26 protein-coding genes and 1 pseudogene are annotated in these 26939 nt (G+C 47.9%); 18 read left to right on the forward strand and 9 right to left on the reverse strand.

Annotated elements, in window-relative coordinates:
• Window positions 1-393: 393 nt before the first annotated feature.
• Both K7P76_RS08065 and K7P76_RS33640 read right to left on the reverse strand, forming a co-directional pair.
• On the reverse strand, window positions 394-1107 hold the full coding sequence (locus K7P76_RS08065; RefSeq protein ID WP_232184735.1) for a hypothetical protein: 714 nt from the start codon (window positions 1105-1107) through the stop codon (window positions 394-396).
• A gap of 36 nt (window positions 1108-1143) precedes the next feature.
• A pseudogene (locus tag K7P76_RS33640) lies at window positions 1144-1248 on the reverse strand (transposase); the annotation flags it as partial.
• Between the two features lie 669 nt (window positions 1249-1917).
• Here K7P76_RS33640 and K7P76_RS08070 point away from each other — a divergent pair.
• The 5 genes from K7P76_RS08070 to K7P76_RS08090 are packed head-to-tail and all read left to right on the forward strand — an operon-like array spanning window position 1918 to window position 6121.
• Window positions 1918-2583 carry a Crp/Fnr family transcriptional regulator gene (locus tag K7P76_RS08070; protein WP_232184736.1) on the forward strand — a complete coding sequence of 222 codons (666 nt, stop codon included), beginning with the start codon at window positions 1918-1920 and terminating at the stop codon, window positions 2581-2583.
• Between the two features lie 26 nt (window positions 2584-2609).
• The gene (locus K7P76_RS08075) at window positions 2610-3449 is read left to right on the forward strand and encodes an ABC transporter ATP-binding protein (RefSeq protein ID WP_232184737.1); all 840 of its coding nucleotides are present in this window, start codon (window positions 2610-2612) and stop codon (window positions 3447-3449) included.
• Window positions 3382-4137, forward strand: a complete 756-nt coding sequence (locus tag K7P76_RS08080; RefSeq protein ID WP_232184738.1) for an ABC transporter permease — start codon at window positions 3382-3384, stop codon at window positions 4135-4137. The genes K7P76_RS08075 and K7P76_RS08080 overlap by 68 nt, the downstream gene beginning before the upstream one ends.
• Window positions 4138-4150: 13 nt before the next feature.
• Entirely contained in the window at window positions 4151-5182 is a 1032-nt protein-coding gene (locus K7P76_RS08085) for an ABC transporter substrate-binding protein (RefSeq protein ID WP_232184739.1), read from the forward strand.
• A 21-nt stretch (window positions 5183-5203) separates the two neighbouring features.
• On the forward strand, window positions 5204-6121 hold the full coding sequence (locus K7P76_RS08090; protein WP_232184740.1) for an MBL fold metallo-hydrolase: 918 nt from the start codon (window positions 5204-5206) through the stop codon (window positions 6119-6121).
• A gap of 28 nt (window positions 6122-6149) precedes the next feature.
• Here K7P76_RS08090 and K7P76_RS08095 read toward each other — a convergent pair whose 3' ends face one another.
• Window positions 6150-7064 carry a serine hydrolase domain-containing protein gene (locus K7P76_RS08095; RefSeq protein WP_232184741.1) on the reverse strand — a complete coding sequence of 305 codons (915 nt, stop codon included), beginning with the start codon at window positions 7062-7064 and terminating at the stop codon, window positions 6150-6152.
• 32 nt (window positions 7065-7096) lie between these two features.
• Entirely contained in the window at window positions 7097-7609 is a 513-nt protein-coding gene (locus K7P76_RS08100) for a hypothetical protein (RefSeq protein ID WP_232184742.1), read from the reverse strand.
• Between the two features lie 147 nt (window positions 7610-7756).
• On the opposite strand from K7P76_RS08100, the gene K7P76_RS08105 reads away from it, so the two are divergent.
• The 7 genes from K7P76_RS08105 (at window position 7757) to K7P76_RS08135 (ending at window position 14145) form a co-directional block, all read left to right on the forward strand.
• Window positions 7757-8281, forward strand: a complete 525-nt coding sequence (locus K7P76_RS08105) for an ADP-heptose synthase (protein WP_232184743.1) — start codon at window positions 7757-7759, stop codon at window positions 8279-8281.
• Window positions 8282-8332: 51 nt separating this feature from the next.
• Window positions 8333-10297, forward strand: a complete 1965-nt coding sequence (locus K7P76_RS08110) for a tetratricopeptide repeat protein (RefSeq protein WP_232184744.1) — start codon at window positions 8333-8335, stop codon at window positions 10295-10297.
• Between the two features lie 69 nt (window positions 10298-10366).
• Entirely contained in the window at window positions 10367-10684 is a 318-nt protein-coding gene (locus K7P76_RS08115; RefSeq protein ID WP_232184745.1) for a YbjQ family protein, read from the forward strand.
• An 18-nt stretch (window positions 10685-10702) separates the two neighbouring features.
• Window positions 10703-11614 (forward strand): aldo/keto reductase, encoded by a 912-nt coding sequence (locus K7P76_RS08120; protein WP_232184746.1) that lies wholly within the window; start codon window positions 10703-10705, stop codon window positions 11612-11614.
• 120 nt (window positions 11615-11734) lie between these two features.
• On the forward strand, window positions 11735-12625 hold the full coding sequence (locus K7P76_RS08125; RefSeq protein ID WP_232184747.1) for a sigma-70 family RNA polymerase sigma factor: 891 nt from the start codon (window positions 11735-11737) through the stop codon (window positions 12623-12625).
• 49 nt (window positions 12626-12674) lie between these two features.
• Window positions 12675-13118 (forward strand): carboxymuconolactone decarboxylase family protein, encoded by a 444-nt coding sequence (locus K7P76_RS08130; RefSeq protein ID WP_232184748.1) that lies wholly within the window; start codon window positions 12675-12677, stop codon window positions 13116-13118.
• A gap of 19 nt (window positions 13119-13137) precedes the next feature.
• Window positions 13138-14145, forward strand: coding sequence for a CobW family GTP-binding protein (locus K7P76_RS08135; RefSeq protein ID WP_232184749.1), 1008 nt, complete (start codon window positions 13138-13140; stop codon window positions 14143-14145).
• A 14-nt stretch (window positions 14146-14159) separates the two neighbouring features.
• Here K7P76_RS08135 and K7P76_RS08140 read toward each other — a convergent pair whose 3' ends face one another.
• Genes K7P76_RS08140 through K7P76_RS08150 form a run of 3 tightly spaced genes read right to left on the reverse strand, consistent with a single transcriptional unit; the run spans window position 14160 to window position 17957 of the window.
• Window positions 14160-15320, reverse strand: a complete 1161-nt coding sequence (locus tag K7P76_RS08140) for a Ger(x)C family spore germination protein (protein ID WP_232184750.1) — start codon at window positions 15318-15320, stop codon at window positions 14160-14162.
• Window positions 15320-16876, reverse strand: coding sequence for a spore germination protein (locus K7P76_RS08145; protein ID WP_232184751.1), 1557 nt, complete (start codon window positions 16874-16876; stop codon window positions 15320-15322). The genes K7P76_RS08140 and K7P76_RS08145 overlap by 1 nt, the downstream gene beginning before the upstream one ends.
• Window positions 16863-17957, reverse strand: a complete 1095-nt coding sequence (locus K7P76_RS08150; protein WP_232184752.1) for an endospore germination permease — start codon at window positions 17955-17957, stop codon at window positions 16863-16865. The genes K7P76_RS08145 and K7P76_RS08150 overlap by 14 nt, the downstream gene beginning before the upstream one ends.
• A 75-nt stretch (window positions 17958-18032) precedes the next feature.
• Between K7P76_RS08150 and K7P76_RS08155 the strand changes: the two genes are divergently transcribed.
• Both K7P76_RS08155 and K7P76_RS08160 read left to right on the forward strand, forming a co-directional pair.
• Entirely contained in the window at window positions 18033-18479 is a 447-nt protein-coding gene (locus K7P76_RS08155) for a GNAT family N-acetyltransferase (RefSeq protein WP_232184753.1), read from the forward strand.
• Window positions 18480-18634: 155 nt separating this feature from the next.
• On the forward strand, window positions 18635-20623 hold the full coding sequence (locus K7P76_RS08160) for a stalk domain-containing protein (RefSeq protein WP_232184754.1): 1989 nt from the start codon (window positions 18635-18637) through the stop codon (window positions 20621-20623).
• Between the two features lie 9 nt (window positions 20624-20632).
• On the opposite strand, the gene K7P76_RS08165 is transcribed toward K7P76_RS08160, so the two are convergent.
• Both K7P76_RS08165 and K7P76_RS08170 read right to left on the reverse strand, forming a co-directional pair.
• Complete coding sequence (locus tag K7P76_RS08165; protein WP_232184755.1) at window positions 20633-22075, reverse strand: sensor histidine kinase; 1443 nt, start codon at window positions 22073-22075, stop codon at window positions 20633-20635.
• Window positions 22072-22755 (reverse strand): response regulator transcription factor, encoded by a 684-nt coding sequence (locus tag K7P76_RS08170; RefSeq protein WP_232184964.1) that lies wholly within the window; start codon window positions 22753-22755, stop codon window positions 22072-22074. Before K7P76_RS08170 ends, K7P76_RS08165 begins: the two co-directional genes overlap by 4 nt.
• 238 nt (window positions 22756-22993) lie before the next feature.
• Here K7P76_RS08170 and K7P76_RS08175 point away from each other — a divergent pair, with 238 nt between their 5' ends.
• Genes K7P76_RS08175 through K7P76_RS08190 form a run of 4 tightly spaced genes read left to right on the forward strand, consistent with a single transcriptional unit; the run spans window position 22994 to window position 26920 of the window.
• Window positions 22994-24436, forward strand: coding sequence for an efflux RND transporter periplasmic adaptor subunit (locus K7P76_RS08175; RefSeq protein WP_232184756.1), 1443 nt, complete (start codon window positions 22994-22996; stop codon window positions 24434-24436).
• Window positions 24436-25155: an ABC transporter ATP-binding protein gene (locus K7P76_RS08180; protein WP_255678407.1), complete on the forward strand. Its 720-nt coding sequence runs from the start codon at window positions 24436-24438 to the stop codon at window positions 25153-25155. Before K7P76_RS08175 ends, K7P76_RS08180 begins: the two co-directional genes overlap by 1 nt.
• Entirely contained in the window at window positions 25133-26308 is a 1176-nt protein-coding gene (locus K7P76_RS08185; RefSeq protein ID WP_232184757.1) for an ABC transporter permease, read from the forward strand. Before K7P76_RS08180 ends, K7P76_RS08185 begins: the two co-directional genes overlap by 23 nt.
• Before the next feature lie 48 nt (window positions 26309-26356).
• Complete coding sequence (locus tag K7P76_RS08190; protein WP_232184758.1) at window positions 26357-26920, forward strand: RNA polymerase sigma factor; 564 nt, start codon at window positions 26357-26359, stop codon at window positions 26918-26920.
• Window positions 26921-26939: the final 19 nt, after the last annotated feature.

A 26939-nucleotide genomic window follows, 5' to 3' on the forward strand; every position in this document is an offset into this window, starting at 1 on the left:
TTTTTCATGGACGGACCGGAACGCTCATTTGGGCGCTTCCGGTTTTTTGTTGTACGATCAGTAAGTTTTGGACACCTACTCATCTGGAAAATGTAGGAAAAAACCGGCACCTAATTTCAGTGCCATTTCGGAGAAATGGTACCATTATCCCCTTGCTTCAGAAGTGAGTTGCCAATCAGCGGATATTCGAATGTCATGATTTAAGAGGGAGTTGCCAATCAGCGGATTTACGAATGTCGTGACTTGAGTGGGGAGTTATAATCAGCGAGTTGCATGATTGAGTGGGAGTTGCAATCAACGGATTCCCGGATATCACGCACAAGTTTGCCGTTTCTTGAATTGGAATGGAACTGAACGGGTTATCGGCAACTTAAAAAGCAGTCATCCCAAGCATCAAGCATTCCATAAGGTGAGATATTTTCCTTTCCACTTCGCTTTGCTTCCCCAGATCACCCAGGGAACGGTGAGAACCGATTTGCTGCGGGTCAGATCTTTGTAAGTCAAGGTTGGTGTCACAGCGCACCAATGGAGCAGTTGGCTGAAGACCGGGGCATGGCGGAGTTTTAAGTTCAACCGGAAACAAAACTCGTCTAAATAAGCCTGCAAATGTTTGGCCCCGATGCCATTAAACGTATTGTTCAGCCACGCGGTCACCTTCCACTTGATTAGGTTCAAAGCTGGGTGAAGTTTGCCGCGCCCCAAAACGGTCACAGCCTGTCCATCTATATGATCTTTTACGAACGCTTGGACACCAGACTTTTCAATCCACCTCAACGCGTTATTCACATGGCTGGGATCCGGTTGTTTGATTTTGACCTGCTGAGGCTCGTCTCGCTCGTTGAGGGAGACGCCGATCAACAGCGGCTGCTGGGCCTCGCTATAATACGTATAACCGTAAGAGATCGGGTCAACTCGCACAACACCCGTGAGCGGGTCGCCTTCATCGGCTTGTTGCAGGGCATGGCGGATTTTTCTTGCGATGAGCCACGCAGTCTTATAGGTGACTTGAATCACTTGGGATAGGCGGGAGGCGCTGATGCCGGAAGGCCGGGAGATGAGAAACATCGCTTGGAACCAGCGGGTCAACAAAGTGAAGCTGCCTTCCATGATGGTGCCGGCGATGACAGACGTCTGATGGCGACAGGAGCAGCATTCGTATAGAGGCAGTCTGCGCGTAGAAATGAGATAAAAATGAGTATGATGACAAGTCGGGCAACGGAAGTCGTCCGGCCATCTGGCTTCGAACAGCGCCTAGGCGCAAGCCTGCTCGGAGTTGAACTGCTGGCAAAATGCCTCGAAGGTCAGATGATCCGGAAACATAGACGACTCCCCTTTTACAACGAAATAGAACATTTGTTCTTATTTTCATCATACCAAACATGCGTTCTATTTTCAAGAGATATCGGGTAAAATTTCAACGTTCCGGGTTTATTTTCAACTGTATGAACCAAGTGTTTTCCCCCTTATCGGATGGGATAATGGTACGTTTTCGGGGGAAGGAGGTAGGGAAGGCTGCGGTGGGCTTATTCTCTTTCTGATGCGAGGGGATAATGGTACGTTTTCGCGGAAAGGAGGTAGGGAAGGCTGCGGTGGGCTTATTCTTTTTCTGATGTGAGGGGATAATGGTACATTTCGCGGAAGGAGGTGGGAGCCGTTGCGGTAGTCCTATTCTCCTTCTGATGCGAAGGGCTAAAGGTACGTTTTCGCGAACAGCCGCAGGCATGAATGGGTACGATTGCTACGGCCGGAGGTCAAGCCTCCGGTTTTTCTTAAATAAAATTTTTGAGCGCATTTATCTCATTTGTCAGCTATACGACATTATGAGCGCCGTTTTTATGATAATATTAATATATCCAATCGGAATACTGTAGTTTAGCCGACTATGTTTGAAACGGAATTAGAAGAGGTGATCTTACCGTGGATATAATTAATGACCAATTAGAATTCGGCGAAAAGGATAGCGTTATGGACGTCATCGTCGATGCTTTTCACAAATTCGGCGTCCAAAGAACGTTCAAAAAAAATGAATTCGTTTTTCTCGAGAACGATCTGCCTAACGCCGCCTATTACGTGGATTCGGGTTTAATTAAAATTTCCCAATCTTCTCAGGAGGGTCAAGGGATCACTTTATTCCTGCGCTACGCAGGAGAAATATTCGGCAATGCGGAGATTTTATCGAATCTAAAGCGACAAAGATATGCTCGGTGTTTAAGCGATAGCGAAATGATCACGTTAGATGCCCGAAAGTTTCTGGAATTAGCCCGGGAGAATTCCGATTTCGCTTATTCATTAGCCGTCTTAGGCGCGCGCAGATTGTTGCAGACGCAAAAAGTCGTTGAAACGTTAATTAGCCGTCCCGTTTCGTGGAGGCTTGCTTGGTTTCTGGTACAGATGGGAAAGCCAATGGACGAAAGACTTGAGATCCTGCTGCAGCTAAGCCATGAGGAAATTTCCTATGTCATTGGATGCAGCAGGCAAACGATTACCGAAACTCTGAATAAATGGAGCGAGAAAAAACTAATCGATTACACGAAGAAGAAAATCATCATTTATAATTCAAGCCGTTTTTTAGCGGACATCTAAAGAGAATAAGGCATGGGGGTGGAAAAATGATTGAAATCAGCAATGTGGGTAAGTCTTTTGCGGAGCGAAATAGAGAGCATTATATCGCGCTGGATCAAGTTTCTTTTGCCGTGAAAAAGGGGGAATTCGTTTCATTGGTTGGACCCTCCGGTTGTGGTAAATCGACTCTATTGAATATGATCGCCGGATTTGAAAAAGCGGAGACCGGAATTATCGAAGTAAACGGGCACAAGGTGAAAGGTCCGGGTCCCGATCGCGTTGTCGTATTTCAAGAACACGGATTGTTTCCGTGGTTAACCGTTCTTGATAATGTAGCGTTCGGCTTAAAGCAAAGGGGGTTGAGCAAAAAAGAACGACATTCAATTGCCCTAGAGCAAATAAAAGCCGTTCACCTAAGTAAATTTATCGATCGTTATCCTCATCAGCTATCCGGCGGAATGAAGCAGAGGGTCGCTATCGCTAGAGCTTTAGCGATGGACCCGGATATTTTGCTGATGGACGAACCTTTTGCCGCTTTGGATGAGCAAACGAGGTCCATTTTGCAAAAGGATCTAGAGGAAATTTGGGTGAAGACGCAAAAAACGATTTTGTTTATCACCCACAATATCCGCGAGGCCGTTATGTTGTCCGATCGCGTTCTGGTGATGTCCACGCAGCCCGGCAAAATAAAGAAAGAGTTTATCGTCCAAGCGGCAAGGCCGCACAGCATCGGAGATCCGTTGATCCATCACCTAGAAAGTAAAATAACCGAAGAGCTTGCAGACGAGCTTGAGAAGGTCGTAAGGGAGGAAATGGGGGATGAATATCGCATTAAGAAGAACACTTTTTCTATTCCTTCTGTTGATAGCATGGGATTTGGGATATAGGTATCTTCACTGGGGTTGGAAGTTCCCTTCTCCGCTTCAGACGTATCAAGCCTTTGTTGACGGATTCACTCAAGGTCATCTGTGGGGTTCTATCTCTGCGAGTCTCAGGCGTTTGCTGATCTCTTTCGTAATCTCGATTGCCATCGGAACGACTCTGGGCTTTTTATTCGCCCGCTTTCGTTTTTTCGACCAAACTTTCGGATTTCTCGTCGTCGCTCTTCAAACCGTTCCAAGTATCGCCTGGTTGCCGTTCGCCATTATCTGGTTTGGGCTGAATGACACAGCCGTCATTTTCATCACGACCATTGGGGCCACTTGGACAATGTCCATGGCGAGCCGCACCGGAATTATGAACATATCAACGTTGCACATAAGAGCAGCACAGATGATGGGGACAGGAAACGGATTCCGCATGTTTTTCCAAGTGATGATTCCTGCGGCTTTTCCTCATTTGATGACGGGGATACGCGTAGCGTGGGCTTTCGCATGGAGAGCGCTTGTAGCGGGGGAACTGGTTGCCAAGGGAGTGGGACTGGGACAAATGCTTCAAGATAGCCGCGATATCGGGGATACGGCCTCGATCTTGTGCGTCGTCATTATAATCGCGATCATCGGGACGATATCCGATCACCTTTGCTTTAAACGGCTGGAGGACAAAATTATGCTTCGCTTCGGCTATATCAAATAATGGGGGAATGGAAATGAGGAAATTTACTTGGACTATCAGCGTCATCGTATTCATCGCAATTATGGTTTCGGCATGCGGGCAAAAAAACGAAGCAGCTTCGTCAAATGAAAATTTAACGGTAAAAATCGGGTTGTTGAAAAACGTTACGCACGCTCCGGCGTTTATCGCGATCCAAAACGGCTATTTTCAAAAAGAGTTCGGCAGCAACGTAAAAATCGAAGTAACCGCATTCGACAACGGTTCCGACTTCTCAACGGCAATCGCTACCCATCAAATCGATCTAGGTTTCGTCGGTCCTGGACCCGCGATCAACCAATATCTCAAAAGCAAAAACTTCCGTATTATTTCGGGTTCCAACAATGGCGGTGCCGTTTTGATCGTGCGAACAGGGGCGGGCATTAAATCGGTGAAGGATTTGGCCGGCAAAACGGTCGCGATTCCGACTAAAGGAAGCACAAACGAAATATCCCTTCGCTTGTTGTTAGAGCAGGAAGGACTGAAAGTAACGACGGACTCGTCCGGGGTGCAGCTCATCACTCGTAAGCCGGCCGATACTTTGGTTGCCATGCGTCAGAAAGAAGTCGATGCCACGCTCATTCCCGAGCCTTGGGGCTCCCAAATGGTTCAAGAAGGAACCGGAGAGGTGTTAGTGGATTGGGACCGAATTCCTCCTAATAACGGAGATTACCCGTTAACTCTTCTAACGGCAAACGATCAATTTCTTAAAGAGCATCGGGATTTAGCTATTAAAGCGATTAAAGCCAATATCCAAGGCATCGACTTTATTACACAAGATCCGAGCAAGTCGTACGATTTAATTAGTCAGGAGCTTAAAGAGTTAACGGGCAAAGGAATGAAACCCGAACTTATTAAAGCCGCGCTGGATCATCTTAAGCTAACGCATGAGGTTCAGCCGGATGCGATTAACGTTATGGCGAAGGTTTCGTTTGACGCTGGATACATCAAAGGAATCAAGGAAAACGAACTGGATTTAAGTCCGTTTATCGATCTGTCTTTATTGGATGAAGCGGTAAACAATAAGTAACGTTGCATGGAGGTTTTGAAAGTGCGCATTCAATCACAGGAAAAATGTTTGGCGGAATTCCACGATAGCTTAAAAGTTGTTTTATTGGGAACGGGTACGCCGCGGGCTTTCTACGATAGAGCAAAGCCGGCTGTTGTTGTTCTGGCTGCTGACCAAGCGTTTCTGGTGGATTGCGGGGCTGGGACGGTCAATCAATTAATTAAGGCGGGGGTTATGCCGCAGAGGATCTCCAACATTTTATTTACCCACCACCACAGCGATCATAACTCCGGATTTTTCGATGTATTTATCTCAAGCTGGCGGACGCATGTGATCCCTGATCGCGTGTTCGAGGGGCGAGCCGTTCCGATGAACGTATATGGACCGACCAACACGCAAGAGATTATCGGTAAAATGAGGGATTCCTTCGCTTTCGATGTTAATCTGAGGGTGAATTATAATCTGTCCGCCGATGCTGGAGCTGAAATTCATTATTATGAAAGAAATGAAGGCGAAGTGTACAACAAGGACGGAATCAAGATTACAGCCTTTGAAGTGGATCACAGACCGGTGTATCCCGCCATTGCCTATAAATTCGAATATAATGGCAAATCGTTAGTCATTTCGGGAGACACGGTACCTGTTGAAAATATGGTTAAATACAGCAGAGGCGTTGATCTTCTCGTACACGAATCGTATAACAAAACATGGTTGGACGCGCTCATTGCGAAATTCCCGGACCAGGCAAATGGGCTGGCTAATCCGGCTAAGTATCATTCGACAACTCTCGAGGTTGCCGAAATCGCAAAACAAGCTGGAGTGCCGCACCTTGTTTTAACCCATCATATTCCTGCGCCTGCCGCGAATGAAGAAGCGGAAGAGGAATATATACAAGGGATGCGGGATATTTATCCAGGTAAAATCACGGTAGGCCGAGATTTAATGGAATTCGAGCTTTAACCGCACATCATATATTTAATCAGGTTAACTATTCCGCCAATAACTCTTTAAACAGCCGATAGGGCAGAAATGTTTGTTTATACAAAGTGCTTGCAAATGTAACGACCAACTCGCGTTCGGGAACGACGAAGATATACTGGCCGCCATATCCCATCGCAAAGAAGGGTTGAGGCGCCGCCGGTTCTTCGCCGTTAGGGCGCATGATCCACCAATGATAGCCGTAGGATCCGATATGATCGTAGGTATGGAAGCGTGGTTTAACGCTTTGTTCGATCCAGGCCTCGGAAACAACCTCCGTCCCGGTACCCGCGCGCCCTTTCCCCAGCATAAGCTTTCCTAATTTATGAAGGTCGGGAGCTTTAAGCTCGAGACCGAACCCTCCGATCACGATACCTTTGGGATCGGAATACCAACGGTATTCGTCTATCCCCAAAGGCTTAAATAAGTGTTTCTCCGCATACTCGGCCGTCGTCATCCCGGTAACCTTTTGCAGAATTGCGCTAAGCAAGTGTGAACTTCCGGAATTATAAATCATGCGAGTGCCCGGATTGTGCTTGAAGGGGCGGGACAGAATGTACTTCAACCAATCCGAACTATTGATCATCGCCATCGGACGCCCGCCCCAATCCTCCATCTCGGGCCAATCCCAGCCTGTCGTCATCGTAAGCAGGTGCTCCACCGTTAGCGGATATTCTACATCGCGCAGACTAGGAAAATAATCGGATAGGGGAGTATGGACGCTATGGAGATGCTTGCGATCTAGAGCTATTCCGATTAATAAGGAGACGACGCTTTTGGTAATGGAGTTGATTTTGTGCAGCTTGTGCGGTGATTGGGAGTTCCGGGCATGGGTAAAGACGACCTGGTTGCCAACGGAAACCTCGGAATAGTCGATCTTGGTTTTGGTCGCTTGCTGCAGCAAATTATCGAGTTTATCATTCATAGGCGTGAGTGCTCCAATGGGATGCGAAGAGTCTAGCTGTCCGGGAAAATCGAAGCTTCCTTGCGGCCATAGGCGAGCAGCAGCTCGGTCACTTTCTGCAGGCGCAAGCATTCGTGAGGCTTGAGATCGCGCTGGAAGTAGCCGTACATATAAGCCGCTTCCAGAAAAGCGAGACTGGGATAACAGACAACCGGCTGATGAGTATAGGGGTTGTCGATCAATACCTGCCATTCTCCGTCTCTTCCGGATGGTGGAATCGCCGACAAAGCTTCATTTTTATAATTGAAAATGATGTCGAACTCCTCCCATAAGGTGCTCCAAGATGGGCTAAATTGCTCCGGTGTCGGGAAGAGAGCTCGAGCACGGATAAGCTTATATCTATAATGGATAATATCGGCATCGGAATAGCGTTTTAACCCATTGCGGAAATCTTCCGCGAATTTATAAAAAGAAAAATAACCTGCAGCTTCCATCGCGGATTTGAACGCTTGTTCCGATTCCTCCTGAGCGATTTGCATATAATGATGAAAGGTCAACTCAGACATCCCAGACAACCCCTTAACTGTCATGATTAATCGCAATAATCTTTGAATATTATACCGCACGGTGTGGCATTGCGCCCCGCTTTTTATGATATAATGAGAAACAATGCGCAAGACCGCGGAAAGCTTTATGGGAGGGACATACAAAAGATGAGTCGGCGTTTTGTCATCGAGGCTGTAATGATCGCTATCTATGGGCAGCTGCTTCTGCCGAAACGACCTGTCGAATACAGGATTCCTTATACATCGGTAATGGAGCTCTATGATATGAAGGATAGTCCCGAACCGGTTATGCCGGAAGCGGATGACGATGCTCACGTTAAATTAAAGATTGCCGAAATGATTAGTTACTTCGAGGATCCGTTTAATAAGAAGAAGCTGGAGCGTGCGCTTATGGCGCCGTGGCGAGAAAGTCCGCCTTTACCGATCAACGAGAATGTCACCTTCGTTATCGTTAATGCAGCGGAGAACATGCAGTACGGAGAGCTATTCGATCCGATCGAGACGGAAGTCATTCTAATGTCTCTTCGCTTAGAATGTCCGGTATTAACCGATCAAATCGAATTTCAGGATAAAGTGGTGCAAAATTCCGTCCCGGTTCAATTGTTCGACATCGATGATTTTGAATTCGCGGTCGAAGAAGGTTTATTATCTACGGACGAGAACACGCAATAACGAAGCTGCCGAGAGTCTCGGCAGCTTTTGCGTCAACTGGAGGGAATGCCTATGGTTAAATCATTTGCCAGATGGATGGCTAAGAGGCTGCATAAACAGCAGAAGCTTCAGCAATCTCTCCGTTGGTACGATAGATGGGGAAGCGATAAGATGACCGCGGATGAACGGGTCGATTATGCGGGACTCCTTCATGACGTCGGTAAATCCGAACAGGCGGTCGACGTGCTGACGGCGATGCTGCAGAAAGTCGCGCACTCTCATGCTTACGAGCGTAGAGCTCATATCTACAATGAGCTTGGCAAAGATGAAGAAGCGATTGCGGATTTAAACGAAGCGATTAGGCTGGATCCGGGGCCTTATATTTATTGGTATACGAGGGCAATCTCCCATCATGATCGGGGCGAGTTCGATCTGGCCGTGCAAGATTTCAAAGAGGCGCTCAAACGCAGGGAAGATTCGAAAGCGTCGACCTATTACGAATTAGGCAATGTATATATGAAAATCGGGAATTTTACCGAGGCGGAAGCTTGTTATCGTCAAGCATGCGCCAATCCGGACAAAGCGATTTCACACTATTACTACCGACAGGCGCAAGCTTTGGAACAGTTGAATCGACTAGAGGATGCCCAGTCCGTCTTATTAGAAGGCATCAAGCTGCAGGACCGTTGGGCTAAGCTTGCCGACCGGGGGGCAGCCATGCTGAAGGAACGGACGAATTATTCCCATGCCGCAGTCGCAAGCTTCATCAAAGGAGCGCAAGAGGAGTTCGGCTTCCGATTATATGAATCCAGATTATTCGAAACCAGGGGGGAGCTTGCCGATTCACTCGCTTCCATCGATAAGGCGTTGCAATTTTATCCAAACGCGGCGGAGTTGCAACTGCGTAAAGGAAACTTGCTGAGGCAGCTTGAACGTAATAAGGAAGCTGTGGAAGTATTGATTCGCTTGAAAGACAATAACCCTGTCTGGTTGCCTGCGTATATGGAGCTAAGTACCACTTACCGTATGAAGAGGTTGTACGCGGAAGCGGTCGAAGTTCTGCAGGAAGCCAAGAAACATTTTCCAAGCCATACGGTTGTACGTTTCTGGTTAGCGGATGCTTACCGGGAGGCCGGAAAAGCAGAGGAAGCGCGCAAGGAAAACGAGGAATTGACGGACATGGAGCCCGAGGATCCGTTGAACTGGAAACAACGCGCGGAGCTGGCAATTGATGAAGAACAATACGAGGAAGCCGATAAAGCGTACACGCAGGCGTTGCAGCTTGATGAAACGGCTGATTTCTTCATGCGTCGCAGCTACTCCCGTTATATGGCGGACCGTTATGAAGAAGCGATGATGGATATTCAATCGGCGGTTAAGCTGGATGAAAGCCTTATGAAGGAAAGCAAAACGGCTTATGCTCTAGGTGAGCTATACGTCGGCATGGGTAACTGGGAACTGGCGGAAGCCGAATATTCCCGTGCATTGGCGCTTGAGCCGGATAATTCACAAATCTATGATCGGCGCGCGCGTTGCAGATTCGCGGATGATCGTCTTGGGGACGCGTTAGAGGATTGCAACCGGGGACTTCAGCTTGATCCGAGCAATGCCCGGCTAACCTGGTTAAGGGGCCTTATTCAATATCGCTTGGATGATCATGAAGCGGCACTAATCGACTCGCTGACGTATTCCGATTTATTGCCGGGCGATTCCCAAGGGCATTATAACTTAGGATTGATCTACAATCACCTTGATCGGCACGATGAAGCGATTGCCGCTTTCACGAAAGTGATTGAGCTTAATCCTTTCGAGGCGCAGGCGTATTTGGAACGGGCGTCGTTATGGTATCACCATTCCTTCGACCGCGTGCGCGCGACGGATGATTTGGCGCAATGGCTTCTTTACGCCGGCGGGGAGACACTGGAGGGCGATCGGTTCGAGCTCTTAAACGAAGTTCGGGGTTTCGATGATGAGATGCGCGAACGGGCAAAGGAACAATTCCTTCTTATTTACGGCAACAGCAGATATTTGTCTTAGCAGTTTGGTTCGTTCATGCCCCTATGGTAAAATAAGGGGGCACTTAACGATCCGAAGGAGGAATTACGAATGTTGATCACGACAACGCCTAACGTGGAAGGTTACCGGATTACGGCTTATTATGGATTGGTTACCGGCGAAACAATTATGGGGGCGAACATTGTTCGGGATTTTCTAGCTACGATTACAGATGTTGTTGGCGGGAGATCGGGTGCTTACGAGAGCAAGCTGAAGGAAGCGCGCGATGTTGCGATTGGGGAAATGACAAGCCAAGCACACAGTCTTGGAGCCAATGCGATCGTTGGCGTGGATGTTGATTACGAAGTCATCAGGGATGGCATGCTCATGGTTGCGGTTACGGGAACCGCGGTTCGTGTAGAAAATTAATCAGAGGACGGAATCCACATGAAATATAGAATGCTGGGTAAATCGGGATTGCGAGTGTCCGTCGTCGGAGTCGGAACATGGCAATTCGGCGGGGAATGGGGCAGAACCTATGAACAGCATGAGGTTAACGCGATTCTGGGTACAGCCAAGGAGCTCGGCATCAATCTCATAGATACCGCTGAATGTTACGGCGATCACCTCTCGGAATCGCTTATCGGCGAGTCCATCCAAGGGAGCCGGAACGATTGGATCGTAGCAACGAAGTTCGGCCATCATTTCCATCGGCCGTTCGAACGTACGGACGTATACGACGCCAAGGATGTCGTGAAGCAACTGGAGCTTTCCCTTCAAGCGCTAAAGACGGATTATATCGACCTGTACCAGTTTCATTCCGGGCCGAATTCCTCCTTCGATCAGGATGAACTGTGGGACACGCTTCAAGAACAGGTTAAAGCGGGTAAAATACGTCATCTCGGCATATCCATAGGCTCTAACGAAAACATACATCAAACCTCTCGTGCGTCGGATGTTAAGGCGGAAGCTATTCAAGTGGTGTACAATCGCTTGGATCGCAATCCGGAGAAGGAAGTATTTCCTTCTTGCGCGGAGCAGAATTTGGGCGTACTCGCACGCGTGCCGCTAGCCAGCGGTTTCCTAAGCGGCAAATACAAGCCGGGAACGCAGTTTGCCGCCAACGACGTGAGATCGAGATGGGATACGGCGAAGCTCGATTCCTATGCGAACGAGGTCGAGGCCATTAAACGCGAAGAAGTTCCGCAAGGAACCGATATGGCGGCTTGGGCGCTCGCTTGGTGCTTGAAGCATCCTGCGGTGACAACGGTTATTCCGGGCTGTAAAGATGCTGCGCAGGTCAAAGCGAATGCTGCGGCAGTCGAGCTTGTCGATGAAGGGCATCCTCAAGAGGCGTAGCTTTTGTCGACTATTATATTGTTCTTATAATGCCTCTCCAAACTTTTGGGGAGGCTTTGTTGTTGGATGAATGCGGGCAATGTAAAATAGAAAATACGATGAGGAGGGGTCAAGCTGCAATTGGAGCAATTGTATTCCTTGTACCGGACGGATTTGTTCAAGCTGGCCTACCGTATGCTTGGCTCCGTGACGGAAGCAGAGGATGTCATTCAAGATTTATTCGTAACCTTGCAAACTCAAGAAAACAGAAACGATATCGCGAATTGGAAAGCTTATTTACTGAAAATGACAACGAACAGGTGCATTAACGTGCTTCGTTCCGCTCGCCGGTTGAGGGTATCGTACCCGGGAACATGGCTGCCTGAGCCTTTATACGAATCGAATGATCAGCCTCAACATATTATCGAGCGCCAGGAAGGGTTGAGTTATGCGCTGCTCGTTCTAATGGAACGGTTGACGCCATCGGAACGCGCTGTTTACGTGTTGCGTACGGCATTCGATTTCCCTCATCCGCAAATTGCCGAGTTCCTTGGGAAAACGGAAGCGAGTTGCCGTAAAATGTATAGCAGGGCAGCTGCGAAACTTAATCTCACGGATGGATCCGAGACGTCAACGTTGCGTTTAGATACCCGAGTGACGGAAGCTTTCGTCCAATCGGTCGAATCGGGAAACTACCGGAAGCTGGTTGAACTCTTGATGGAGGAAGTTACGTTGTGGTCGGATGGCGGAGGTGTCGTCAGATCCGCATTCAATCCGATCCTAGGCTTATCGCGGGCAATAGCGTTCTTCGAAGGCGTGGCGAAGAAAAACGTCGCGCTTGTAGGGAATTTTCGCCAAGTCTTATTGAATGGAGAGCCAGCGCTTATTTTGTATCAAGGCGGAATTCCATCGCTCGTACTATGTTTCGATTACGAACAGCGCGAAGGAAAAGTCCGCAATGTTTACTGGATACGAAATCCGCACAAATTAAGTCATTTACCCAAGCTTATTTCAGAGGATGTCACACTATGACGATCTCGATTGTCTTATAGGGTGAAATAACATTCAGGAGGCGATTGGCATGGAAGTAAGGATGAATCATGGAGCGGTACAACCGGAAGTATTAAAGAAAATGTTGCAACTGGAACAATTCATGAGCGAGTGCGGATTGGAAAAGACGCTTTATGAATTAATCAAGCTGCGGGCTTCGCAAATCAATGGCTGCGCTTATTGCATGGATATGCATAGCCGGGATTTGCGTAAAATGGGAGAGCCCGAGGAACGGATTTATTTGCTCAGCGTATGGCGGGAAACTCCGATCTATAGCGATCGCGAGAAAGCCGTGTTAGCATTAACCGAAGCCGTGACCCTGATCGCCCAAGACGGCTTGCCGAATGAGATTTACGAGCAAGTGAGAGTTCACTTCGACGAACGAGAATTCATGAACATGATTATGGCCATTAACGTCATTAATTCATGGAACCGAATCGCGATCTCGACAAGGATGTTTCCAGGTTGTTTCTAGAATGGAGGAGCATGACCGCATGAACGCCACAGTCATACCGGTGTACGTCCTGACCGGATTTCTCGGAAGCGGCAAAACAACGTTGTTGAATCGCATATTGGAAGAGGCCAAAGCTCGAGGCATAAAACCCGCTATCCTGCTGAACGAAGTCGGGGATGTGAACGTAGAAGGTCAACTCATCGAGAAGGACATTCCCATGTCAGAGGTTCTTGGAGGGTGCATTTGCTGCACGAGTCGCGGAGATCTAGGGCTGGAGCTGGTGCAGCTAGCACAGGAGCATCAGCCCGACGTCATATGGATTGAATCGACGGGGGTGGCGCAGCCGCTCGAGATCATGGATGGCGTAACGGAAGCTTCGCTCTATGCCAAGTTGGAACTTAAGAACGTCGTTACGGTCGTGGACGCGCGTCATTTGCTAGACAGGCTTCGCATTGGATCGGGGAAAACCTTCAAGCTCATGAAGGAGCAAATTCAGGCAGCCAACTTGCTCGTGTTAAACAAAATCGACCTTGTGAGCGAGGAAGACCTCTCAGAGGTGCACGATTCGATTACGGATTGGAATCCTTATGCGGAAGTGGTCAAGACGGTGAGAAGCGAGCTCGATCCCGCGATTCTATACGCTGAGCACGATAAGCTCAATTACTGTGAACATAGCGATAAGGACCATGTACACGATGAGTTTTGCGGGCATGATCATACACACGAACATGAGCATGAGCATCCTCATGTGCATCACTCGTTGCATGATCATGTAAATGTCGTGACCTATTACTTCAAAGGCAATGTCGACAGCAATGCCTTTGAAGCATTCCTTAAACAGCTCCCGGATGAGATTTACCGCGCGAAGGGAATCGTAGCCTTTCAAGATACGGTAAGCTTGTTTTTGTTCCAATATGCCTACCGGGAAATTGATTTTCTGCGCATTACCCCGCAGAAGTCGGTGAACCATGTAGCCGTGTTTATTGGCGAAGGGTTCTCGCAATCGGAATTGATTTCACAACTTGAGCAATTGGATGTTCTAGCTTAGGGTTAGGTTCAGATTTAATGAGGTGTCATCTTCCTTTTCAACTTGTACATGCCGGATTGGACGACTTTGATTTTCACCGTAACTTCGCCAAGTTTTATGGGATGGAGAGCCACTTTGCCATTTGAGGTTAGTTTCTTCCACAACTTAAACTTTTTGCGATATAGAACATGTTCCAGCCGAAGCAGATCGATTTGACGTTTCATTCCATTTTGAAATGTGGATCTGATTTCTTCGGCGATTAGTTTGTTTGCCAAATTTTCTAATTCCTTCTCCGATGTTTGTGTCCAAAGTTCCAATAATATTGCCGCAGCACTCACCTCGATATTAAAAACGGGTTCGCCGTTTGAAATATTGATCCGAATTTTGGACTTGGGTTTCGCTATCTTGAGCGTAGCTACGTTCGAGTTGTTCTTGCGTAGAAAGATTCTTGAGGTTAGCGTTCTATTTTTGAACCATCTAAGTCCGGTTAAGTCCTTATAATCAACCCAACTCTTGAATGAATCATCGTGCATGGCGAAGACCCCGTCGACCTCAAGCTTTGGATCGGGCTTCTTATTCGCTGTCCATGTTCCGTCCGAAATGCTGAGGGAAGGAAGAAAAACCATTTTACCTGGTTCCCTCAAGTCTCTAATAAATTGAGATGTGCGCATAGGAGTTATGATGGGACGTTGATTATAATTCGTTTCCGGCGAATACAGTATGGAGTTCAAAGGGGATAAGTTAAAGAACGGCTTAGTTGTAAGCAGTTCGCGCATATCTTTCTTTGACCCATAAATCCAAGGGGTGTATCGGATTTCAGGACTGCGCATCAAGGCATCGAATACGGCGAGCAAATTTCCATGCTTCAACACGTCTTCCGATAAAATGATCGAGGATAGATGCCCCCAGAATACCGTTTGTTGAGTTGTTTGATAGAGCTCGATAACGGCTTGGGATATTGATTCTCCTTCGGCATGACCTACCCATACTTCCGCAGGTGTGCTCAATTTTCCGCCTTCCGTTTTGGCTACGCTGGAGAAGTTCAACTGCTGGATATAGATTTGATATTTATTGTTTTTATAATCGATGCCTATCCCCGTGAAATAGTTAACATCCTGCAACGATTTAATATCCCAACAGCTTGTCAGGATGAGGGCAAACAAAAGGGATATCAAGCCCATAAGGAAACGTTTCATCAGGAGTTCTCCTCTTGACGGTTAGTATCTTGAGGCGCGTAGATCTTCGGTCTCTTCTTATCTAATTTCCAAGGGAAGGCGAAGACCGAAAACAATAAATCTCTGTACCGGATTGGGGATAAGGGGCTAAGAAACGGAATGCCGAAAGAAGTGAGCGATGACATGTAAATAACGACCATAAACATGGCAAGGAAAAATCCCAGCATGCCGAATAGACAGCTTAAGGAGAGGACGAAAAATCGGATAACCGTAACCGAGCCGCTGAGCGACTGATTAACGAGTGTAAATGTAGAAACGGCTGTAATGGCTGAAACGACTAACGTGGTCGGACCGGTAATGCCTGCGGAAATAGCGGCCTCTCCGACAATTAACCCTCCAACGACGGCAACCGTTTGCCCTACGGCCTTAGGAAGCCGCATGCCTGCTTCGCGAAATAGTTCGAATAAACCGATCATTAAGAAAAGATCGACAGGTCCGGATAAAGGGAGACCAAGCCTCGAAATGACAACAGTAGCAAGCAAGGGGAACGGGATTTGATCCAAGTTAAAAGCGGATATGGAAACCCAGAAACCAGGAAAGAAAATCGCGACAATTAAACCCAGCATTCGAAGTAAACGCTCAAGAACGACGTAGTAGAAGGGCAGGTGGATATCTTCCGGAGATTTAATTAATGACATTAAGTTAGAGGGACCAATAAGCACCATCGGCGAGCCGTCGACAACGATCGCGAATCTCCCCTGAAGTAGACTGTCCGCGATATAATCGGGGCGGCCCATGTATTCCAACAAAGGGAACATTGAATAAGAGGAATCAGACAAGCCATCCTCTAATTGTTGACTGGACAATACGCCATCGACATCTATTTTCTGGATCCGTTCCCGTACTTCATGAAGGATGTCCTTATTCGTAATATCGGTCATATATAACAAGGCGATTTGCGTTTTGCTTCTGCGGCCTAATTGGAATTTTTCAATGCCGAGAGTCGTTGTTTTCAGACGCTTGCGGATTAATGCGACATTCGTATCAATAGCTTCGGTAAAACCGTCGCGAGGTCCCTTAATGGATATTTCCGTGTTGGATTCGCTTGGCGCGCGTTGGGGAGGACTCGCCATCTGAATGACATAGATGCAGCGTAACTCCTCGAAATACAATACCAGATTGCCTGATAATACTTGCTGAATCATATTCTCGACGGCATGTGGTTCTTCAATCCTATAGATGTTTTGGTTATCGAGCGGCGTAACCGTCAAGGGCGAACTATCGGCGGAAGGTGGAATTGTCAGAAGCTTTCTTAATTGCATGTATAGAAAATCGTTTAATTGTTTAGGATCGATCATGCCGTCGCAATAAACCAATAGCGGATTGGGTAAACCTTCTTCGCTGACGGTGAAATAGGAGTGAATATTAACATCCGATGAGTCTTTGAATAATTCAATTAATCTTGACTGATCAAGCTCTGCTAAAGAAAGATGCGGAGGTTGATCTCGTTCCTGATTATTTTCCGGGTTCCGGTGATCGAAATAAAACGCTTTGCGGAATGTATTATGTAAATTCATGATGGGCTTTACCTCGTTTCATAAGGATCAGAAGGAGAAGCAGAAAAGGGAAAAAGTAAAAAAACGAAAGAGTGTAAGGGAAATAGTAACGTTGCAGAAATTCGAAAAATATGGCGTCGCTTAGATTTAATCGGGTTACCATTACGATAAGAGCGACACAAGTAATGAACATCCAAATCCATTTTTTTCGATGGTGAGTCATATGCAGGAGATCGAATAACAAAAAAAGCGCCAGAGATATACGTACTAACGATCCGGAAAGCCATTGATAAATAGACAGGAAATCCAAATGCGAAATGAACTTGCCGATTAAAACCATTCGCCACTGTTCGTAAGACGGATACCTCTGGTCAGCAGCCTCATAGGGACCGAATATAGCGATAGAGGCAATTACCGGACCGAATATTAAGCAGGTAACGGCTAAGGTCATCAGGATTAACGTTGAAAATCTCATTTTCTTGCTCAGATGTTGCTGTACGCTAAGAAGCAGTATAAATTCAACTAATCCTCCCAATACGTAAATCGTACCTTTTAATGCGGGAGCATACCCGTTCGTGAAGACCGGCAGCAGATAGGAGTAATCCTTGAATTGGTAGTTGACGCTCATCACGAAAAAGCCGAACATAATGACTGCCGGAAATAAAATTCCTGCTGCTATAGTGATCGTTCTAAGGCCGGTTAGAGCGGCGATAAACCCGGCAAACACATATAGACCGACAATAACGGGAAAGGGTGTCTTGGGTAAGTAGGTAATTTTGGTCCATGCGGTCGTATCGCGTATCGTAACGAACAGAATTAAAAAGACAAACAAGATGATCGGCGCGATGACTAACGATGCGACTAAGGGATTGTAATGGGTCTTGAACCAAATGTATAATGACTTCTGTTTCGTTAACTTCATAATCAAAAATAAGATTGTGGTCCACAACAGTAGCGGCGGTAAAGCAATAAGGGGACTGATCCATGAGTCCCTAAGAGCGGAGTTAAGAATCAGCGGAACGATGATGACGTGATTCGTAATTCCGACGGCAAGGGCAAACAGAAATACGGCTTGAACGACGTTTATTTTCTGGTTCTGCATCCGCTCACTCCAATGATCCAAATTTATCCTTATTATGGTTGTTAGTTCGAGAAACTATTCACACCGAACGAGAGGATGGACGCTATGAAAGTGTTGCCGATAGTTACGGATGAAATGCTCCAACAGGCTTTCGACATTCGCGTTAAAGTGTTTGTTGAAGAGCAAGGCGTGCCAAGAGCGCTGGAGATGGACGAATATGATGCAAGCCCGGACGCCTGTCATCATTACCTCGTTGTGAAGGGCGAAGAGCCGATCGCTACGGGTCGTTGGAAGGAATATGAGGCTGGAGTCGTCAAGATGCAACGAATAGCCGTCCTAAAGCCTTATCGGGGTTTGGGAGTGGGTAAATTGCTGCTGGAAGGTATGGAACAGGATGCCGCGCGATTGGGTTATCAAGCATCTCTATTGGATGCTCAGTGCACGGCAGAAGCTTTCTATTCGAAGCTTGGTTACCTCACGGAATCGACTGAGCCTTTTATGGATGCAGACATCCTGCACGTACGAATGCGCAAACGCCTGTAAAGAAATGTAAGCGACTGTAAGCCCTTGAGAATCCTGTCTCAGGGCCTTTTTATTTTAAATTCTATTAATATAGCAACCTTTGCCTGGAAATCTCGTTAATACATATGATTTAATAAACGGATGTACCCAAACAACGAGACTAGAAGGAGACAATCATGCAGAAAAGGTTTACGCAATTATTGTTAGTCGTTTTATTGTTATGTTCGATCCCTATTCCGGTACAGGCCGCCGGAAGCGCGGACGGACTGGAAAAACTCGTGCTCATTCAAGGTTCGAAACAAATGATCCATAACGGAACGAATGTGATGGCCTTACAGCCGCTTACCGCAACGAAAGGCGTTACTTATGTGGCCGCCAGGTCTCTATTAAACGAAGTTTATGGCAAGATTGCTTACGAGACGAAAACGAAACAATATGTACTTAGCAATGGGATTAACGAACTCAGGTTTACTGCCGGGAAAACGCCTTACTTATTAAACGGAGTATCTCAGAAAGATGGATTAGGCGCACCTTACGTGCTTAAGGGCACGTTGATGATACCGCTGCGTACAGTCGCCTTTCATTTCGGGTTAACGTTAACGGCTTTCCCGAAAGACAAGAAAGTGGAATTGACTTGGTCCTCCAAACCAATCGCCAAGTTCACCGTATCTAACGTGAACCCTTACGCTCAGCAAACGCAAATCGATTATACGGATTTGTCCTATCATCCAAGGGGGCTAGCGATCGTAGATCAGCGCTGGGAAAATAACTTGAACCTGTTCGAGGAAGCGGGAACATATGTTGTTACGCACTGGGTACAAGACGAAAGTGGAGCTTGGAGCGATCCGTATTCGGTAACGATAACGGTTAAGCCGCCGAACCAACCTCCGGTTGCCGCTTTCACTACGGACAAAGATACATACAAAATGGGAGAGTTCATCACTTATAGCGATCAGAGCACCGACGATGAAAATCGGATCACCAGCCGGTTGTGGACGAACAATGGCCGCGGATATTTCGAGCCGGGGCAGCAAACCATTACCCTCAAGGTTACCGATGCTAACGGCGCCGTTAACGAATTCTCCAAAACGATTACGATAACGAATGAAACGCTCTATTCGAAAGAAGAGTTTTACCTGCTCTATACGGAAATCGGCGAGAAGTTCCCGATCAACGGGTCCGATGTGCTCAATTTCCCGACTATGAATTATGACATTAATAAAACGCAACCTCAAACGTTGATTCGCGCGAACAGTCCGGAAACAATCGTTGACGAAGGGATCTATTACGAGGATGTCGTTACTGGAAACGTACGGTTTCTTGTTCACAATTACAACAGTCGGTCGACGCCGGTGAAAGTATACGTAATCGCTACGAACGAGGTCAACAACGGAGTTGCTAACGTACAAATTGGTCCGGTTGGAATCGGTGGACCCAATCCTGCCGTCCCTTCGGTTGGACGTGCGGTTACCGGTAGATACCTGGAATCGCGTCTTAATCCGAAAATTACGAATGTACAAATACCTGCTGGACAAAGCCGAATCCTAGTCCAGGAATACAGCGATAAAGTCGTAAAACCTGGAGATGCCTATTCCATGTTCGCGGACGTGGTGATGGACAAACAGTTGAAAGTGCAAGTCGTTGTCGTGGATGCATCCCGTAACGTATTTAGTACTCTTCCTTATCTCAGCATCCTGCCAAGCAATGATAGGCATATCCGCGGCACATTCGAAGACGCTAACCGTACAATGATCGTGAATCAAACGATCGGTGACATTAAGAGTCGGATGATCCTCGCGGATAACGTTGTAGATACCCGGCTTCCCGGAGTCGACAAGACGACGAATACCCCGGTATTGAACATGGGTAATTATGGGACGTTGTATACGATCAAAATCAATAACGTACAGCCCCATACCGCGATTGTCGTAAATCCCCGAGGCGGCCATTACGGTGGAGCGTTTACCGTGAACGGTACAGTCGTCTATACGACCAATACGAGCATACTCGTTAATCCTAATGAAGTAGGGATGCTGTACAAGACTGGGGATTCCGTAGAATCCGTAACTATCGTGTTCACGCCTGCTTCCGGCAGCAATTTGCCTATTAATCTCTTATTCATGCCGATGCCAGGTCCTCCTCCGATTGTCGGTTCCTTTGAATAAAGTATGGAATCATAGCGAGTCAGGAATATAGACTCGGAACAAGCTGCCCTCATCAGGGCAGCTTTCTACGTTTAAAGACCCTCCATGAAGTTCGACGAGAGAGCGGGTGATGGACAATCCGAGGCCTGAGCCTCCATACTTGCGGGCACGAGACGAATCGATGCGGTAGAAGCGATCGAACAAACGGGGCAAATGCTCGGATGATATGCCCGAACCGTTATCTCTAACGGTGAGCTCTGTACCCCTGTCTCGTTTATTGACGGCAACTTGAATTTCACCTTGAAGAGGGTCAGTATGCTGGACGGCATTCTGAAACAAGTTCAGCAGCACTTGTTTTATTTTGTCGCGGTCAAGCCGCAGCGGAGTGAATGAATTTAGATCGAAAGATACTTTGCGTTCCTCCGCAAGGATCAGCAGTTGCGGTTCCATTTCTTTAACGAGTTCGGACAAATCGCACGGCTCCAAACGTGCCTCAGGAGCTCGGTCAAGCTTTGCGAGCAGAAGTAAATCGTACACTAATTTGTTGATTCTCTCCGATTCTCCGTGCATGCTCTTAAGCGCTTTAGTTAGTTGTTCAGGGTCTGATGCAGCACCGCGCAGCAATACCTCGAGAAATCCATGAATCGAAGTAAGCGGAGTTCGCAACTCATGAGAAGCATCGGCGACGAAACGGCGCATTTGCTCTTTCGCTTCCTGTTCCGCAAGGAAGGAGCTTTCAAGACGTTCCAGCATGCGGTTAAAGGAATGCGATAAACGGTCAATTTCCATCGGCTGTACCTTCTCGGGCAGACGTTCATTTAACTTGCCGGAATCAATCTGTTCGACTGTCGTTACCATCCGGGATAGAGGCGTCAACGTTCTTCGTATGGCGGGTAAGAAGGTCAACAATCCTCCAATCAAGGCTGCGAAAGCGAGAGCCAGGAACAGCTTTAATTGACGATAAAGCTCATCCCTGAGCGGCTTAGTGCTTGTGCTGACTTGAACGACACCGCCGATCCCATTAAATGTTCTCACGGCTTGAAGAACGACCAGTTGTTCGCCTTCCGTGTTGTTGTTCACGATTTTATATAATGGCTTTCCCATGCGCGGTCGACTTAAAGCATCTGAGTAGGCCCGATCATCTAGACGGGGTATAGAATCCGACGATGTATTTAGCCGGGATAATACGGTCAATTTGCCTTCATTGTTTATGAAAGCAACCGAAGAAGAGGGGAAGAAAATAAAAGACTCAGCCGGACCTCTGCGTTTATTCGGATTAAATCGCTCCCACATTTCCCCGGGGACCGATTGGATTTGCCTTTGTATGCTTGAAGCCTTGTTCTGGTAAAGGAAACGCTCCATGAATACATATTGAAACAAGCCGATAACGATCAACAATCCCGCCAGGATCAGGAGAATGCGCGATAACAGTTGATAACGAAGGGAACGGGGGAAAAATAGATTTCGTATCATAACAAGTCCACCCGGTAACCTGCGCCTCGAATGGTCCGTATTACCCGATGCTCGCGATCTTGCAATTTGTCTCGCAAGGAACGGATGTACACTTCCACGATATTTTCTTCTCCGCCGAAATCATAACCCCACACCTGATCGAGAATAACGCTTTTGCTAAGCACCTGAAGATGATTAAGAACCAAATGTTTCAGCAATTCGAATTCCGTCGGGGATAAATCCAACGCGCGATCGCGATATTTTATTTCCTTGCGGGCAGCATCTATCGTGAACGGGCCGACCGATACTTCGCTGAGAAGGTGAGGGAATTGGTTGCGGACTCTGGCTTGAATTCGCGCGAGAAGCTCCCCGAAGCCGAATGGCTTGGACATGTAATCATCCGCGCCGAGAGTTAGGCCTTTGACCCGATCGTCGATTTCTTCTTTGGCAGTGAGCATGATGACCGCCACGGGCTTCATGTCCTTTAACGTTTGACAAACCTCGTAACCGTCCATTCCCGGCATCATCACATCGAGAATGACGACATGAGGGTTGAATTGTTCCGCGAGAACGATTGCTTCCGGCCCATCTTGCGCGGTTTTCACTTGATAACCTTCGTTTGCTAGGCCGAGCTCCAGAAATTGCAGTATATTCGGTTCGTCATCGACGACAAGAATTTTAATGCCTTTGCCTTGCTGCACCATGCTGATTCCCCCGCTATGCCCATAATTTCCTATTATGAGGGATCAAGCTTAAGTTTGGCTGAGTGAAAACTGAAGGAAAGCTGAAAGGGACGTTCAGAAAACATTCAGCGCGCGCTCATGTTGAACTAAGGTTTGCCTAGCATAATGTGCCCAAGACCCTATTGGGCGAGGACAAATTATGGTAAGAAAATTTCGGGCACAAGGTGCATTGCCGAAGGAAGGGTGAAGGTCAAACATGTCACGGAAAAAATGGTGGATTGTCGGGCTGGCGGTTGTTCTCGCAGCGGGAAGCTGGGGAGGGTATCGGTACTTCAAGAAAGACGATAAGCAATTGGCGGCAAGTTACGTGACGACCCAAGTTCGTAAAGGCACGTTAGAGGTTAAGATCAGCGGAACGGGAAGTATTCAGCCATCGGCGCGTGCGACCCTTAAAGCAAGCACGGTCGGAACGGCGCTTAAAGTGAACTTCAAACAGGGAGACACGGTAAAAAAGGGCGACGTTCTGATTTCTTACGAGGAAGAGGACGTCTCGGATCAAGTCAGCAGCAAGGAAATCGATGTAAAGAAGAAAAAGCTGGAGCTGACGGACCTGCAAACAAAGTACAAAGAAGCAGCGGATGATGCAGCGCGCGAGTCTCTTATGCTTAGTATTCAAAAGCAGCAGCTCGATATCGAGATGGCTCAGCAAGATATATCATCCCTCAAGACTAGCAAAAGCATCGATCCGATCGTAGCGCCAATCGACGGAATATTGTCGACGTTCGATGTACATGCTGGGGATTCTCTTAATCCTAACGGGGAACTCGGAGAGATAGTCAACTTCTCGCAGCTGCAAATGGTTGTCGGGGTAGATGAACTGGATATACCGAAGGTGAAGCTTGCGCAGGAGTCGCAAATTTTAGTCGAAGCGTTGCCTAATGAAACTTTTACCGGGAAAGTCGTTGCGATAGCGGATGAAGGTACGACGAATAATGGCGTCGCTTCGTTCGACGTTACGATTCAATTAGCGGAGACGAAAAATCTTAAAGTAGGCATGTCCGCGGAAGCAAGCATTATGACGGATAAGAAAACGGATGCGTTATATGTTCCCGTTGAAGCCGTTCAGTCCTTCCAAGGAAAATATTTCGTTATGGTTCCTAGCACCGGTACAGGAACGAGCGCGGGCGGGGGGACTAATGCGGCGGCTCAAGCTGCAGAGGGGAATGCTGCGGCTTCTCCTCAATCCGGGCAAGGCGGTCAGGCAGCGCAAGGTCAAACCGGACAGGGGACGCAAGGCCAAACCGGTCAAAACAGAAATTCCTCCAGGTTTCAGAACATGACCGATGAGGAAAGAGCGGCGATGCGCGAGCAATTCGCAGCAAATAGGGGTACGGGAGGCGCGAACGCGAGTACGGGCACGGGAACGAACACGGCAGCGACTACAACCCGGGTAGCCGTTGAAGTCGGAATCAACAATGAAGACAGCATCGAGATCCTTTCCGGAGTAAAAGAAGGCGATGCCGTCGTACTTCCTACAGTCGTGAGTTCGAGCTCTAAATCGAACGCACAAACCGGAGGTTTCCCAGGGTTAGGCGGAGCAGGCATACCTGGCGGGGGCGGAGGTTTCGCGGGCGGAGGCGGATTTTCCGGCCGACAATCTACCGGCGGAGGCAGCGGTTCGACGGGCGGTGGGCGTTAATGACGACGATAGCCGAACCGGTGATCCGCATCGAACTGCTAAGCAAACAATACCGAATGGGCGGGGAGCTTCTAAAGGCTTTGGATGAAGTATCGTTAACGGTTAATCATGGAGATTTTCTAGCGATTATCGGTCCTTCAGGCTCCGGTAAATCCACTCTTATGAACGTCATCGGGTGCTTGGATGCCCCAACTTCGGGAAAGTATTGGTTAGACGGAGAAGAGGTTAGCCGGTTAAAGGAAAATAAGCAGGCGGAAATTCGCAACCAGAAAATCGGCTTTATTTTCCAAGGATTCAATTTGCTCTCGCGTCTGACGGCTATCGAGAACGTGGAACTCCCGCTTATCTATCGGGGAGTTCCGGCGAAAGCGCGCAGGGAACTTGCGATTGCTGCGTTGGCCAAAGTCGGGCTTGAGGAAAGGATTCATCACCGCCCGGTCGAACTGTCCGGCGGTCAGCAGCAGCGGGTCGCGATTGCCAGAGCGTTGGCAGGAAACCCTCCGATCTTGCTTGCCGACGAACCGACGGGCGCGCTCGATACGAAAACGGGCAAAGAAGTCATGGGTTTCATCAAAGAATTGAACACGCTCGGGCATACGATCGTACTCATCACTCATGATCCGATCATTTCCGAGCAGGCGAAACGGATCGTTAAAATTATGGACGGGAAACTGAACGAAGAGGGAGGAGGACGGCTTGAACTTCATTCAGGGATTTAAGATGGCCATCAAAAGCATTCTGTCCAATAAACTCCGTTCGCTCCTGACGATGCTCGGCATTATTATCGGGGTTACTGCCGTCATTGCGTTAGTGGCGTTGGGACAGGGCGCGACGAAATCCGTCAAAGAGCAGGTTCAGAGCTTGGGAACGAACCTGCTGACGGTTAACATCTTGGGTCGGGGTTCCACGAATACGTTAAGCGGCACCGATGCGATAGCCATCGGCGGTAAAGTTAATGGTATTAAATATACAGCGCCAGCAAGCACTCAAAGTACGTCGGTTAAATTCAATACGACAAGCGTCGATGTTAACGTCGTTGGCACGAACGCAGATTATGCGTTGGTCAAGGATTATAAAGTGTCTTCCGGACGTTTTCTCGTGCAGATCGATTTGGACGTGTACCAGAAGGTTGCGGTAATCGGTTCAAGCACGGCAACGGAATTGTTCGGGTTCACGAGCCCGATCGGCGAGTACATTCTCATCCAGGGCACCCGATATAAAGTCGTTGGCGTATTGGCCGAGAAAGGCAGCTCGACGACGGGCTCCAATGACGAAGTCGTCATGATCCCTCTCACTTCGGCTGAGCGGCTGTTCAAATCCAAAGGCGTCAGGACGATCTACGTGCAGGTGGAAACGACCGAACAGATCGACAATGTCGTTACCGGGCTGGAGAAGGAGCTTAGCAGTCATTTTCGCGGAAATACGGATAGTTATCGCGTGTTTAACCAAAGCGATGCTTTGTCCACTTTAACATCGGTATCCGATACTTTAACGCTCGCTTTGGCAGGTATTGCCGGTATTTCTCTGCTCGTCGGCGGTATCGGAATTATGAACATTATGCTCGTATCCGTAACGGAGAGGACGCGGGAAATCGGGATACGCAAAGCGATCGGCGCCAAAAAACGGGATATTCTCATTCAGTTTCTGATCGAATCGATGGTGCTGAGCGGATTGGGCGGCGTGCTTGGCATAGGCATTGGAGTCGGCGCTGCTCAGGGTGCGTCCAAGGCTTTTAACATGGACATTGTTTTCTCAGCCAATATTATTCTCGTCGCCTTTTTCTTCTCCGTAGCGATCGGCGTTTTATTCGGGATGTTCCCGGCGAACAAAGCCGCCAAATTGAAGCCGATCGAAGCGCTGCGCTTCGAGTAAAGCGGACAATGACATGAGCGACATACGAGGGGGAAGGAGGAGTACCGCATGGTTGTCAGCCCGGATTATGAAACATTGGTTACTCCGCACCTGGACGACATGCGGAAATATTGCTTCTATTTAACGAAGTCCAAGTGGGATGGGGAGGATTTGTTCCAGGAAACTTTACTGAAGTCGCTTGTCTTTTTCCTGCATACGGAGCCGTATTTGGACGTGAAGCCCTTCTTAATGCGAGTTGCGCGGAATTTGTGGATCGACGATTGCCGGAAAAGACGGAGAAGGCGTATGGCAAAATTAGATCCTCCGAAAGTTTACTATACCGACAACGACTACGTGGAAGTCCGCGGCACGTTAGAATGGATGGCTGAACATTTTCCGAAGCGGAACATCGAGATGTGGCTGCTGTTCCACTATTTTGGCTACACAATGCAGGAGATCGCAGATGATATGAGTTGTTCGATATCTGCGGTCAAATCCGTTCTTTTCCGAACACGGGAATGGCTTCGCAATCGTCACAGTCTGACCGAGCATCGCAAAGTGATCTATCTGGACGTGGAACGCTGGTCACGCGCCGTCATGCAGGATCGGCCGCAAGAGATAGTAAAACATTAAGATGGGAACCCCATTCCAT

The sequence above is a fragment of the Cohnella silvisoli genome, assembly GCF_021190915.1.
GTDB lineage: Bacteria > Bacillota > Bacilli > Paenibacillales > Paenibacillaceae > Cohnella > Cohnella silvisoli.

Excerpts from the sequence above, each read along its gene's own strand:
- K7P76_RS08160 (WP_232184754.1), top strand. The coding sequence starts at position 18,635 with ATGCAGAAAAGGTTTACGCAATTATTGTTAGTCGTTTTATTGTTATGT.
- K7P76_RS08180 (WP_255678407.1), top strand. The coding sequence starts at position 24,436 with ATGACGACGATAGCCGAACCGGTGATCCGCATCGAACTGCTAAGCAAA.
- K7P76_RS08080 (WP_232184738.1), top strand. The coding sequence starts at position 3,382 with ATGAATATCGCATTAAGAAGAACACTTTTTCTATTCCTTCTGTTGATA.
- K7P76_RS08110 (WP_232184744.1), top strand. The coding sequence starts at position 8,333 with ATGGTTAAATCATTTGCCAGATGGATGGCTAAGAGGCTGCATAAACAG.
- K7P76_RS08175 (WP_232184756.1), top strand. The coding sequence starts at position 22,994 with ATGTCACGGAAAAAATGGTGGATTGTCGGGCTGGCGGTTGTTCTCGCA.
- K7P76_RS08190 (WP_232184758.1), top strand. The coding sequence starts at position 26,357 with ATGGTTGTCAGCCCGGATTATGAAACATTGGTTACTCCGCACCTGGAC.
- K7P76_RS08065 (WP_232184735.1), bottom strand. The coding sequence starts at position 1,107 with ATGGAAGGCAGCTTCACTTTGTTGACCCGCTGGTTCCAAGCGATGTTT.
- K7P76_RS08135 (WP_232184749.1), top strand. The coding sequence starts at position 13,138 with ATGAACGCCACAGTCATACCGGTGTACGTCCTGACCGGATTTCTCGGA.
- K7P76_RS08115 (WP_232184745.1), top strand. The coding sequence starts at position 10,367 with ATGTTGATCACGACAACGCCTAACGTGGAAGGTTACCGGATTACGGCT.
- K7P76_RS08085 (WP_232184739.1), top strand. The coding sequence starts at position 4,151 with ATGAGGAAATTTACTTGGACTATCAGCGTCATCGTATTCATCGCAATT.
- K7P76_RS08100 (WP_232184742.1), bottom strand. The coding sequence starts at position 7,609 with ATGTCTGAGTTGACCTTTCATCATTATATGCAAATCGCTCAGGAGGAA.
- K7P76_RS08105 (WP_232184743.1), top strand. The coding sequence starts at position 7,757 with ATGAGTCGGCGTTTTGTCATCGAGGCTGTAATGATCGCTATCTATGGG.
- K7P76_RS08120 (WP_232184746.1), top strand. The coding sequence starts at position 10,703 with ATGAAATATAGAATGCTGGGTAAATCGGGATTGCGAGTGTCCGTCGTC.
- K7P76_RS08095 (WP_232184741.1), bottom strand. The coding sequence starts at position 7,064 with ATGAATGATAAACTCGATAATTTGCTGCAGCAAGCGACCAAAACCAAG.
- K7P76_RS08145 (WP_232184751.1), bottom strand. The coding sequence starts at position 16,876 with ATGAATTTACATAATACATTCCGCAAAGCGTTTTATTTCGATCACCGG.
- K7P76_RS08150 (WP_232184752.1), bottom strand. The coding sequence starts at position 17,957 with ATGCAGAACCAGAAAATAAACGTCGTTCAAGCCGTATTTCTGTTTGCC.
- K7P76_RS08075 (WP_232184737.1), top strand. The coding sequence starts at position 2,610 with ATGATTGAAATCAGCAATGTGGGTAAGTCTTTTGCGGAGCGAAATAGA.
- K7P76_RS08165 (WP_232184755.1), bottom strand. The coding sequence starts at position 22,075 with ATGATACGAAATCTATTTTTCCCCCGTTCCCTTCGTTATCAACTGTTA.
- K7P76_RS08140 (WP_232184750.1), bottom strand. The coding sequence starts at position 15,320 with ATGAAACGTTTCCTTATGGGCTTGATATCCCTTTTGTTTGCCCTCATC.
- K7P76_RS08130 (WP_232184748.1), top strand. The coding sequence starts at position 12,675 with ATGGAAGTAAGGATGAATCATGGAGCGGTACAACCGGAAGTATTAAAG.
- K7P76_RS08155 (WP_232184753.1), top strand. The coding sequence starts at position 18,033 with ATGGACGCTATGAAAGTGTTGCCGATAGTTACGGATGAAATGCTCCAA.